The following is a 12,311-nucleotide window of genomic DNA, read 5'->3' as shown; positions in this document are numbered from 1 at the left end:
ATCGACTGTATCTGTCGTCCCTGACATAGGGGACGCAGTTTGACTGCGCCCTCCCGGTGCAGTCGTCCCCGCCCCTCAGACGCAGCAACCAACTGCCTCAGCAAGAAAACGGGCGGGGGCCGTACCGCGCTGACCTCGCCCCGCCCGCCCGGATAGCTGCCCCTCAGAACTTCGGCACGTCGGCGATCAGCGCCCGCGTGTACTCGTGCGACGGATCCTCGAGCACCGAGGCAGTCGGCCCGTAGTCGACGATCTTGCCCTTGTTGAGCACGGCAAGATTGTCCGCGATGTGCCGGGAGAGTGCGATGTTGTGGGTGACGAAGAGCATCGCCAGCTGCCGCTCCTCCCGCAGGGTTCGCAGCAGGGCGACGATCGAAGCCTGGACGCTGACGTCGAGCGCAGAGGTGATCTCATCACAGACCATCACCGACGGCGCGTTGACCAGGGCGCGGGCGATCGCTGCCCTCTGCCGCTCACCGCCGGAAAGGTCGCCGGGCCGCCGGTGGTAGAACGTCCGTCCCAGCCGCACCGAGTCGAGCGCCTCCTCGACAGCGGCCTTCCGGCTCGCGGCCGTTCCCTGACCGCTCATCTCCAATGGCACCGTCAGCGACTGACCGATGGATCGTCGCGGATTGAGTGAGGAGAACGGCGACTGGAACACGTACTGGATGCCCACGCGCTCCTCGTTCGTGCGCTTGCGCGTCGACCGTGCCAGTTCCGTGCCGCGCAGCTTCACCGAGCCCTTGTAGTCGTCGTTGAGCCCGGCCACACACTGCGACAGAGTTGTCTTACCCGACCCGGATTCTCCGAGCAGCATCGTGCACTCCCCCGGCTCCAGGGTCAGGTTGATCCCGTCGAGGATCTGCGTCTTTCCGTAGGCGAGCGCCACATCTTTGACCTCGAGCAGAGGCGCAGTCACCGAGGGGGCCTCACCGCCCCCATCCCTCACCGAGGCGGCCGCCCCGTCAGCATCGGTCCGTTCCGTTTCCGAATCGCCGGACTTCTCCCCCGCCGACACGAGGATATGTGTCTTCTCATCGGCCTCGGCAACGGCTTTCGCCTCCGCGGCCCCGTCACCGATCGTCTTCCGTCCGGCCAAGTCCGGCACCGCTGCCATGAGCATCTTCGTGTACTCATGCTGCGGACGTTCGAGCACTGCCGACACCGGTCCCTCTTCGACGAGGTCGCCGCGCAGCATCACGGCCACTCGGTCGGAGATGTCCTTGATCACCGCGAGGTCGTGGGTGATGTAGAGGCCGGCGACGTTGTTCGCCACCGTCATCTGCCGGATCGTGTCGAGCACGACCGACTGCGTGGACACGTCCAGGCCGGTCGTCGGTTCATCGAGGATGAGCACATCAGGGTACATGGCGAAGGCCATGGCAATGCCGATGCGCTGCTGCTGACCGCCGGACAGCTGATGGGGCCAACGCCGCTGATAGGCACGATCCGCGGGCAGACCGACGTCGACGAGCACCTCTGCGACGCGATCAGCTCGCTCACGATCCGAGACTCCGAAGTCGTGGATGTCGAGGACTTCCCGGATCTGCTCGCCCACGCGCATGGCCGGGTTGAGCGAGAGGGCAGGATCCTGAGGGATGTACGCGATGCGGGATCCGCGCAGATCTCGCAGGGCCACCTCGTCGAGTTCGCCGACCTCAAGGTGGGTGGCGTCGCCGCGCGGCCAGATGCTCACGGACCCGGATCCGAACTTCAGGCCCTCTCGGAAGTGACCCATGCAGGCCAGACCAGCCGTGGTCTTACCGGAACCCGACTCGCCGACAAGCCCGAGGATCTCTCCTCGGGACAGGGCGAAGTCGACACCGTGGAGGATCTCGTCCCCGGCGTTCGTGAGCACGCGCAGGTCGGACACGCGCAGAACGATCTTCTCGTTCGGTTCGTTCGCATCATCGTGGCGAACGGTCTCTGTCTTCGGGCTCATCATGCCTCCACGGATGTCGATGCGGTGGCTCGGGCGAAGGAGTCCGCGAGCAGGTTGGTGCCGATGGTCAGCAGTGCGATCGCGATGACCGGCAGCAGCACACCCCAGGGTTGGATGGACAGGGCGATGCGGTTCTCGTTGATCATCAGACCCCAGTCAGCCGCGGGCGGCTGCAGGCCGAGTCCGAGGAAGGACAGCGAGGCGATGTAGCCGATCGAGTAGGTCAGGCGCAGGCCTGCCTCCACGCTCAGCGGTCCGGTGATGTTGGGCAGCAGCTCACGGATGAGCACCTTCCACCGGGGCATCGCGTACATCTCCGCTGCCTTGATGTAGTCCTCGGTGATGACGCCCAGCGTCGCGGACCTCGCGACGCGGGCGATGCGTGGTGCGTGGGTGAGACCGATGACGGTCACGAGCACCCATCCCTGCGGTCCGAGCACGGTGATCGCCAGGAGGGCGAATACGAGCTGCGGGATGGCGAGGATGACGTCATTGAGCCGCATGATCACGGCGTCGAAGGTTCCTCCGACGTAGGCGGCGAGCATGCCGATGATCGCGCCGACGACCATGCCCAGCGCCGTGGCGAGCACCGCGTAGACGATGAGGGTCAGTCCTCCGGCCAGGAACCTGGAAAGCACATCGCGGCCGAGGTTGTCCGAGCCAAACAGACCATAGGGACTGAACGGCTTCGTGACGAATTCGGTGGCGGTGTTGCCGGTCGCCCAGGGCAGCAGCAGCGGTCCGCACAGGGCGAGCGCCACGACGACCACGGTGATGATCAGGCCGATCTTGCCCTGTTTCTGGGCGAGCACCCGCTTGTAGAAGGGCACATAGGTGGTCTGGGATTCCTTGGGCACCTCGGCGGCATCGGTGGCCGCGGACTTGAGGTCATCAAGACTGTTGGCGTCGGTGCTCATGCTGCGCTCCTGAGTTTCGGGTTGGTGAGGATGCCGACGACATCGGCCGCCAGATTCACCACGACGTAGACGGCGGCGACGAGCATGGAGATCGCCTGGACGACCTGCACGTCACGGTAGGTCACCGCGTCGATGAGTGCTTGGCCGAGTCCCGGATAGCGGAAGAGGAACTCGACGACGACCACACCGCCGGCCAGCCAGGCCAGCTGGATCGCGACGACCTGAGCGACCGGGCCGAGGGCGTGAGGCACGGCGTGACGCATGATCACGCGCTTCTCCGGGACGCCTTTGAGTCGCGCCATCTCGACGAATCCCGAGTCGAGGACTTCGATCATCGTCGCTCGCATCATCCGCACGATGTAGGGGGTGACGACGAGGATGAGCGTCAGGGTCGGCAGAATGAGCTGCTGAGGTCGGTTCCAGACGGGTTCGCCCGGCGGTGCCAGGGTCACGGCCGGCAGGATCTGGAATACCGAGGTGGCGAAGATCGCGATGAGTCCGATGCCGATGACGAACTCGGGCATGGCCGCCAGCACCAGGCTGATGCCGGTCATCGCCTGGTCGCGCCGCTTCCCGCGATGTAGGGCCTGAAAGACACCGAGTCCGATGCCCAACGGCACGGAAATGACCGCGGCCAGTCCCATGAGGATAAAGGAGGCCCACACACGATCACCGAGGAGTGCCGCCACGGAGCCGCCACTCGCCGAGGAGGTGCCGAAGTCGCCGACGAAGAGGCCTCCCAGCCAGGTGAGGTACCGCTGCCAGGCGGGTTGGTTGAGTCCCAGCTGTTCGTTGAGTGCCGCGATGCGTTCGGGTGTGGCCTGTTGGCCGAGGATCGCGCGTGCCGCGTCACCGGGCAGCAGCAGGGTGGCGCCGAAGACGAGCAGGGAGACTGCGATGAGGATGAAGGCGGAGAAGAGCAGCCGCTTTCCGATCACTTTTCCGAACATGTCACACCTTTCCAATCCACACGCGGTCGAATCTCCAACCGCTCAGCGGACGTCCTGTGGAGTTGGGGACGAGCCCTCCGACGTATTTCTGGAAGGCGTCGACCTGGTTGGCGAAGCCCCACACGATGTATCCGCCTTCGTCGTAGAGCATCTTCTGCAGCTCGTGCTCCAGGTCCCGGCGCTTCTCAGCCTCCGGAATCGCGCGGGCCTTGTCGAAGACCTTGTTGAACTGCGGGTCGTCCCAGTGGGTTTCGTTGAAGGGCGATTCGGACAGGGAACAGGAGATGACCTGCGGCATGAAGTCGCGGGTGTACCAGAAGTCCTGGGCGAAATCCCATTGGAGGTATCCGTCGCCGAAGAACGTGGTGGCATCGACTTTGCGGATCTTGACCCTGATTCCGGCGTCGGCGGCTTGCTGGGCGAAGACCTGGGCGGCTTCGACGGCTCCGGATTGGATGGGAGCAGTGACGAGCTCGACGTCGAGTCCGTCAGGATAACCCGCCTCGGCGAGGAGCTTCTTCGCTTTGTCCAGATCCTGTTTGCGCTGCGGGAACTTCGGGTAGTTCTCACTCAAGGGCCCGAACATGTCGTTGCCCAGGGTTCCGTAGCCGGAGAGCACCTGTTCGATCATCTGTTCGCGGTCGACGACGAGCCGGAAGGCCTGTCGAACCCTGACGTCGTCGAAGGGCTTCTTGTCCACTCGCATGGTGAAGGGCAGCCACATGCCGGTCTTCGAGTTGAGGATGGACATGCGCTCATCGGCGGCGATGACTTCGACGAGGGCCAGCGGGATGCCGGCGATCGCATCGACCTGGGTGGACAGGAGGGCGTTGATGAGAGCGTCGTCGTCGTTGAAGTTCAGCACCTCCACCTCGTCGAGGTACATCTTGTCGAAGTCGAAGTAGTGCTCGTTGGGCACAAGCACGGTCGACTGGGCAGCGGTGAAGGATTTGAGTTTGAACGGTCCCGAGCACACCGGGTTCTCCGGATCGTAGCCGACGGGGACGATGGCGGCGGTGTATTCGGCGACGGCGTCCTGGAACAGACCGTTGGGTTCGTTCAGCCGGAATTCGACGGTGCGATCGTCCTTAGCGACGACCTTCTCGAGCATGGAGAAGTTCGCGGCCGCGGTCTTCGGGTCGCCGGGGTCGTTGATCCGCTCGAAGGTGAAGACGACGTCTTCGGAGGTGATCGGTTTGCCATCGGAGAACTTGATGCCCTCCTTCAGCGTGCACGTCCACACGGTGGAGTCGGAGTTGGCTTTGATCGATTCGGCCAGCAGCGGTACGACCTGGGAGTCGTCGTCCCAACCGTAGAGGGCGTTGTAGAGGTTGACGGTTCTCGCGATGTCACCGTTGTTGACGGGGATGTGGGCGTCGATGGTGTCCGCGGAGTTGCCGCCGGTGACGCCGACCCGCAGGCTTCCGCCCTTGACGGGGTCTCCGGCGTCGGCGGCGCCGACTTCCCCGCCGCCGCAGGCGCTCAAGCCCGCGACGCCGGCGACGGCAAGGCCTGCCCCCAGCGCTTGTCTTCGGTTCGGTGTGTTCATGTGCCTTCTTCCTGGGACGTCGGTTCGGGCCGGCTGCCTGAGGCGACCCGGTCTGACTTCGGGATTGGACTGCCAAAGGAGTGCGTATCGTCGCTGAGGACGTGGGCGGCGAGGTAGTTCTCGAGCATGGTCAGCGCTTCGTCATCGGTGATGGGCATGTGTTCGGTGGTGCGGGCCACGCCGAGGCCGTCGATGAAGATCGACAGGGATTTGACCATGAGTGCGGTATCGCCGGAGCGGATCCTGCCGGATCGTTGGCCGCCGTCGATGACGGTGGTGATCATGTCCATCCATTCGCCGTAGACGGCGGTGAGGTTCGCGCGGGCGCTTTCGTCGGTGGCCGCACGGGCCCAGCACTGGAGCCAGATCGACCACACTCTTCGGATCTTCGGGTCGACTCCGGCATGGATGCGTGCGAAGTGGCGGAGTACGCCGATGGGGTCGTAGGAGTCGTTGAGGTGGCGGGTCTCGGCGATGACATCGAGGGAGTGCCGTAGGGCTGACTGCAGCAGCTGGCCTTTCGTCCGGAAGTGGTAGTTCACCGCCGAGGCGCTCACCCCGGCCGCGTCCGCGACATCCTCGGTGCGGACCTTGTCGATGCCGAGATCGGCATAGAGCCGCCAGGCGGCCGCGATGATCTTCAGCCGATTGCGAGTGCCCTTCGACATCCAGTCGGGCACCGATGTCCGCGGCGGCGTCTCGGCCGCCGGTAACGAACCGGTGGTGTGATCATCACCCGGATCAGCGGGCCCAGCTGGAAGGTCAGCGACGATGCTTCGCCGAGGCGGCCGTGTCGTTCTCCCGGTCGTGAGCCAGTCCGTGGTGACCTCGGTGAGTTCGGCGATGAGCGAGATCTCTTCGACCCTGAACTTCCGTGTCCCGGCCAGAGATTTGGAGAGTTTGCTGGCGTCGAGTCCGATCCTGCGGGCGACTTCACTGTGGTTGATTCCAGCTGTTCTGATGGCATCACGGACTCGGGTCTCCAGCGACGTCTCGCTGGTCTCTGCATCTCTGCTCGTCGCGACCACTCATACAGTCTGCACACAAGTTGCGATTTTGGCAATGTTTGCTGGAGTATTGATGAGTTTTCTTGACTCCACTTGTGCCGTTCACCGGGTTCGGTTACGTGGCGTCATCCCTATCGAGACAGAGCGCTTTGCTGAAGTACAAGACGCACGCCACACGATTCCTTTGCCGCGACCCATCACGACTACACTCGGAAGCAAGGAAATGATGACCATTAGGGAAATTTGCGGTAAACATCAATGTTGCATGTGCCAGAAGCACTGAATCTGATCAGCAGAATTGCCCAGAAGATGGGCAGATCTGTCGAAACGGTTCGCCATCGGGCCCAGTTGCGGGCTCTCGCGCAGTATCGACCGATCCCCGAAGGAGAGGTCGACGTCCTCCTGAATTTTCCGGGCGAACCTGTCAACATGTACCAAATCAGACAGTGGTATGGCCCTCTCGAACATCTGGCGAAGACCCATACGGTCGCGATTCTCTGCTATCAGCCGTCGACTGCCGAGCTCGTCGCTCAAGAGACGGGCCTCAAAGTCGTGCTCACTCCCAGCTACTCAGACTTGAGCGAAGTCGAAGACGAACTCAAACCGAAGGTCATCCTCTACCCGAATCAGAACTACGCCAACTATAGGATTCTCGGTCTCACTTCGGCGGAACACGTCTTCATCTGCCACGGCGAGTCCGACAAAATCTATATGGCATCCAATTGGGTAAAAATCTTCAATTACTTCTTCGTCGCTGGAGACGCCTCACGTGAACGTCTTCGCGCGCATGTGAGAAACTATGATGTCGATGCCCGAACCATTGCCATCGGGCGACCGCAGATCGACATCAAGCACCGTTCCCCATTGGAAGATTGTCGCGACCGAATTACAGTCCTCTACTCCCCCACGTGGGAGGGCGGGCGACTCACCATGAGGTACGGATCGGTAGCCTCTCATGGTGTAGAGATCGTCTCATCCCTCCTCAGCGACGATCGATTTCGGGTGGTCTACCGTCCGCATCCTCGCACAGGCGTCCTTGAGGATGAGTTTGTCGAAGCCGACAGGAAGATCCGCGGTCTCATCACTCGCGCCAATGCAGGCGAGGGCGGACCGCACTTTATCGACGACACTCCATTCGGCTGGCAACTCGACGCGGCGGACGCGATGATCACCGACATTTCAGCAGTCGCCTATGACTGGCTGACTACGGCGAAACCATTGATCGTCACTCTTCCGCAGGAGCCCGAAGCCGTCATGCCCGACGTCGGTTTCATCCCGCAAATGCCGTTGCTGTCGGCCGACGAGGCGAAGCACACAGCAGAAATGCTCGAGACGCTCCTCAATGACGACGAGGAACGCGAGAGATTGTCTGAATGGGCCGACTTTTACTATGGCGACCGTACTCCTGGTGCTTCGCTTGCTCGTTTCGTTCACGCCGTGGAACAGGTCATCGAAGAACGCGATCGGGCGGTCAAAGTCGCTGATCCCGTGGGTGAGCAGCTCAATGGTCGGCCGAAAGGAGGGACCACTGTCCGACAACGACCGTCCGTGCTGAAGTCGGCATCCAGAGGCCTCACGTTCATTGGACGTAGCTTTGACTTCGCGGCGACTGGAATCGCCAACATGGCTGCGCAGTCTCGCGTGGATTCACACTTCATCAATTCCTCGGATTCCGCGATGACTGTAAGGGGGGCGGAGATCCTCGTCTCCACGATGGCTGGACCGCACGACATCAACCTGATCATCGAATGGCTGCCGTCGCTGGAACGCTTGAACAAGTCCCATTCCGTGGCGTTGCTGGCGGGCAATCATCGCACGTACGAGAAGCTCCGAGAGCTGACCACGCTGCGGGTCTACATCGGTCGGTCGGCGTCAGAGACAGAAGAGGTCTTCACGTCGCTGAACCCCGATCTGCACCTGCAGTTCGAACAGGCGAACCTCAATCTGCGGGAACTAACTCACCGCAATGTGCGGCATGCCTATATCGGGGAGGCTGAGGACGATCGCTGGATCAACAACCGTCTGCGTGCTTTTGACGCTGTCGGCGTGGAGGCACACATCGGTTCGGAATTGCTTTTCGACCGTCTCATCGATTTTCCGCTCCAGACGGAGATTGTATCTCCGGAATTCGGCGAAGACGCAGAGAGCGCCCGGGCCGGAATGATTGCCGCGCTTCTTCCGACCCGACGACCGTCAGGAGATTCGAACGGAACACCAGTCGATCCTTCATCCGGAAGACTGCACTCGTCAATTAGTCGAATTGCACGTCGAGGGCTCGCCCGTTGACCTGAGCATCGGAGAATCCCAGAGACCCGTCAGTTCGGAGCTCCGAGGATTCCTGCAGCAAATGAAGACACGCATTCGGACAGTCTCGTCTGATTAGACTTGCGCATGGCAAACAAGCCCAGACGTTCTCAGCGTCGACTGAACAACGATCCACAAGGAGCACTGACTACCGCAGTGAGTATCGATCTCAAAGAGCTTCTCTTCCCAGCCAGAGCCACTGGTGACAACGGCACTGCTTCAACCGCGGCGTCCAAAAAAACCCTTCGAATGGAACAGCACAAGACTAAGCTCACCGCCGATGTTACTGTCTCGGACAAATTGTCGATCGTCAACGTGTGGGTGTTCCTCGACACTGGCGAATGGTACGTCCTGAATTCTGCAGCGCAGGATATCGGCGCAGGCGCAGCAGTTCTTGCCATTGAACTCGCCGAAGTGAGCTCTCTCCTTGTCGCTGAATACTCTCGCTCGTCAGAGGACTTGCGCCATACAGACGAGAACAAGGGACGGATGACGTTCTACCTGGAGGTAACCGGGCCAGTAGACGCGATCTCCGAGACGGCCCGGCAACAGGCCGTGGCGAACGGCTGCGGCCAAGAACCTGCGGCCGAAGGGGCAAAGCGGAGCGAAGCCGAATACCCGGCAGTCGTCCATGGCCTTGTCCCGCTTGGTCGCTTTCACCATACCGAGATTCCGACCTTCACACCCGTGGAGATTGACGGCAACACGGTGACTCCATATGTCACCAAGAAGGGAAACATCGCCGTCGCAGTCAATAATGATCTGCGCCCATTCATGCGCGTTCACGTTGATGAGGTGACTGTCGGCGACTCGCGCCGAGTGCTCCTGAACGGCCGCATCTATACCCGTCACTCCTCGATCAGCGAGCTCCAGCTTCAGCTGGCCGCGCGGACGGCCGAACACGTCATCACGGTTCCGGCAACATTGACTTTTAACCAGGAGGAGACCGAACAGAGGTTCGGCCTCAATCGGTACTGGTTCACAGCGGAACTTCCACTCTCCGAGTTCCTCGCTCTTGACGGACGCGCCGACGACATCTTCGATACATGGTTGACCGCCGCGATGGCAGGTAGAGCTGAACGCCACCGTGTGCGCGTCGGAAAGAACCGATACCTCGTGAGACGAAAAGCCGCGCCGGGGACTGCTGCGGTCGGCGAATCAGCAGTGTCGGTAGTCCCCTATTTCACCATGAAGGCGAAGAACATCTCGTTTCAAGTGGAGTATTTCGACCGTCGCGCATTGGAGCTCATTGACGGTGCGATCAGTCGACCGAGAAAGTTCCGGAGCATTGCACGACAGGCCTTCTCCGATCGGCCTGTCTGGCTGGTAGGGGAAATGCCCTTTAAAGCACAAGACACCGGACTGTCTCTATTTAAGTATCTCATCGACAATCATCCGGAGATCGACGCTCGGTACGTCATCGACCTCGAAGCTCCAGAGCTTTCCAACCTTGTCGGATATGAAGAACATGTCGTTCGGCACAGGTCTGAAGAACATGTTCTGTTGTCACTAGCCGCCAGCAGGATCATCGGCTCGCACCATCCCGATTACATCTACCCGACTCGGCGCAAAGAGTTCGTCAAGGCATGCAGAGGGCTTGAAGTGTTCCTGCAACACGGAGTCATGGGCATGAAGTGGATGACTCAGACTTACGGCAAAGACGCATCCGGGTTTGCAACGGACCTGTTCTTGACCAGCTCTGAACGGGAAAAGAAGATGATCGTCGAAGACTTCGGTTATTCCCCTGCTGAAGTCGAAGTCACCGGCCTGTCGCGATTCGACGCGCTATTCGACGATGATGTCCGAGTTCGACCCAACCAGGTGCTGATTCTCCCGACTTGGAGAGACTGGCTGACTACGACAGATTCCTTCGAAGAGACTAAGTTCTTCGAAGAATGGCACGAGTTCCTCAACAGCCCCGAACTGCTCGACCTGTGCAGAAGATTTGATCTCGATATTGTCTTCGGCCTCCACCCGAACATGCGGCACCATATCGAGAAGTTCTCGGACTCCCCGGCTCGGATCTTCGTCCAAGGCGAAGTAAATGTTCAGACGCTGATCAAGCAGAGCGGCATTATGATCACAGACTATTCGAGCGCGGGACTCGACTTCAGTTTTCTGCATAAGCCGCTACTCTACTTCCAATTCGATCGTACGCGATTCTTCGGAAAGTCCGGGTCGCACTTCGACCTTGAACGTGAGCTGCCCGGACCGGTGTGTTGGTCTCGTAACGGGTTGCTCCGTCAGCTCGAACGCCTGATTACAGCCGGCGAGCAATCCTTTTCTGAGTACTTCGCGCGAGCCGACTTGCTCTACCCGTTCCGGGACCAGAACAACAGAGAACGAATCGTCCAAGCTATTCTCACTGCGTCGCCGAGAAGCACGCTCGACAACGTCACACATTCGGAACCCGTGCAGCTGCTTCAGAAACGACTACGCCGCAGCAAGCACTACTTCCCTGCGATGAAGCGGATGTTCTCGGCCGCGAAGAAGCTTCCGATGCTCGACGATGTCATCGTGTTCGAATCCGGGTTGGGTCGGCAGTTCGCTGACAGTCCGCGGAAGATCTACGAAGAACTCGTTCGACGTGGCGACGGGCGAACCAAGGTGTGGGTCTACGACAAGAAGCTCCCGACCGTCGATCCTCACACTCTCGTCGTCAAACGCCTGTCGCCTCAGTACTTCTGGTACCTAGCTCGTGCGAAACACTGGGTGAACAACCAGAACTTCCCCTACTACATCACGCGCCGGAAGAATGGTGTCTACCTCCAGACCTGGCATGGTACTCCTCTGAAGCGAATGCAGCACGATCTCGACAGGATCGAGGGACGAGATGCCGGCTATCTGGACAGAGTGACCCAGGCGAGCGCTCAATGGTCCTATCTTCTGTCCCCGTCGCCATACGCGACAGCGGCGTTCTCGACGGCTTTCCGACACGATGCGGCCATCATCGAGAAGGGCTATCCGCGCAACGATGTGCTGAGCAGCCCTAATTTGCAAGAGCTACGAGAAGAGGTCCGACTGAAGCTGGACCTCCCTGAAGGGAAGAAGGTTCTTCTCTACGCACCGACATTTCGCGACGATCAGAACATCTCGGGGAATCGGTTTGCCTTTACCCTGCCGTTCGATCTCGAGTCTTTCGCCGCCGAATTCGGAGACGATTATGTTCTCCTGCTGCGGATGCACGTCGTTGTCAGGAGCAAAATCACCATCCCTGACCACCTCACCGATGTGATTCGCAATGTCTCAGCACACGATGACATCAACGAATTGTATCTCGTCAGTAACGCACTGATCACCGACTACTCATCGGTGTTCTTCGACTATTCCATTCTGCAGCGACCAATCATCTTCTACGCTTACGACCTCGAGAAATACCGGGACCAGCTGAGAGGCTTCTACCTCGACTATGAGGCCGACCTTCCTGGGCCCATCGTGACGAGCCAGAGCGAATTGTGGGACACACTCACGACCTTGGACCGGCAGTCGCCAGAGCTCAGCGCACGTTCCTCAGCGTTCGCCGCAGAGTATGCGCCTCACGACGACGGCCGTGCCGCAAGTCGCGTCGTAGACGAGGTGTTCTTCACAGAACAGACAGACAAATAGTCCAGCTTCCACATCAAAGAGCACGACTTCCGGTTC

At 60.5% G+C, this 12,311-nt stretch carries 7 protein-coding genes; 2 read left to right on the top strand and 5 right to left on the bottom strand.

Annotated features, from left to right (window positions below; all coding sequences use genetic code 11):
* Positions 1 to 163: 163 nt before the first annotated feature.
* Genes BLIN9172_RS13755 through BLIN9172_RS13735 form a run of 5 tightly spaced genes read right to left on the bottom strand, consistent with a single transcriptional unit; the run spans position 164 to position 6,386 of the window.
* Positions 164 to 1,942, bottom strand: a complete 1,779-nt coding sequence (locus BLIN9172_RS13755; protein WP_101555557.1) for an ABC transporter ATP-binding protein — start codon at positions 1,940 to 1,942, stop codon at positions 164 to 166.
* Positions 1,942 to 2,859 (bottom strand): ABC transporter permease, encoded by a 918-nt coding sequence (locus BLIN9172_RS13750; protein WP_205751062.1) that lies wholly within the window; start codon positions 2,857 to 2,859, stop codon positions 1,942 to 1,944. Before BLIN9172_RS13750 ends, BLIN9172_RS13755 begins: the two co-directional genes overlap by 1 nt.
* A complete protein-coding gene (locus BLIN9172_RS13745) occupies positions 2,856 to 3,809 on the bottom strand; it encodes an ABC transporter permease (RefSeq protein ID WP_101555556.1) in 954 nt (317 codons plus the stop codon). The genes BLIN9172_RS13750 and BLIN9172_RS13745 overlap by 4 nt, the downstream gene beginning before the upstream one ends.
* A 1-nt stretch (position 3,810) precedes the next feature.
* Positions 3,811 to 5,358, bottom strand: a complete 1,548-nt coding sequence (locus BLIN9172_RS13740) for an ABC transporter substrate-binding protein (RefSeq protein WP_101555555.1) — start codon at positions 5,356 to 5,358, stop codon at positions 3,811 to 3,813.
* Positions 5,355 to 6,386, bottom strand: coding sequence for a TetR/AcrR family transcriptional regulator (locus BLIN9172_RS13735; RefSeq protein WP_240812159.1), 1,032 nt, complete (start codon positions 6,384 to 6,386; stop codon positions 5,355 to 5,357). Before BLIN9172_RS13735 ends, BLIN9172_RS13740 begins: the two co-directional genes overlap by 4 nt.
* Positions 6,387 to 6,632: 246 nt before the next feature.
* Here BLIN9172_RS13735 and BLIN9172_RS13730 point away from each other — a divergent pair, with 246 nt between their 5' ends.
* Both BLIN9172_RS13730 and BLIN9172_RS13725 read left to right on the top strand, forming a co-directional pair.
* Positions 6,633 to 8,651, top strand: coding sequence for a CDP-glycerol glycerophosphotransferase family protein (locus BLIN9172_RS13730; RefSeq protein WP_170286921.1), 2,019 nt, complete (start codon positions 6,633 to 6,635; stop codon positions 8,649 to 8,651).
* A 105-nt stretch (positions 8,652 to 8,756) separates the two neighbouring features.
* A complete protein-coding gene (locus tag BLIN9172_RS13725; protein ID WP_145997970.1) occupies positions 8,757 to 12,275 on the top strand; it encodes a CDP-glycerol glycerophosphotransferase family protein in 3,519 nt (1,172 codons plus the stop codon).
* The last annotated feature ends 36 nt before the right edge of the window (positions 12,276 to 12,311 follow it).

The sequence above is a fragment of the Brevibacterium linens ATCC 9172 genome (assembly GCF_900169165.1).
Taxonomy (GTDB): Bacteria; Actinomycetota; Actinomycetes; order Actinomycetales; family Brevibacteriaceae; genus Brevibacterium; species Brevibacterium linens.
Note: the sequence above shows the minus strand (reverse complement) of the source record. Positions and strands in the feature narration are given on the sequence as shown.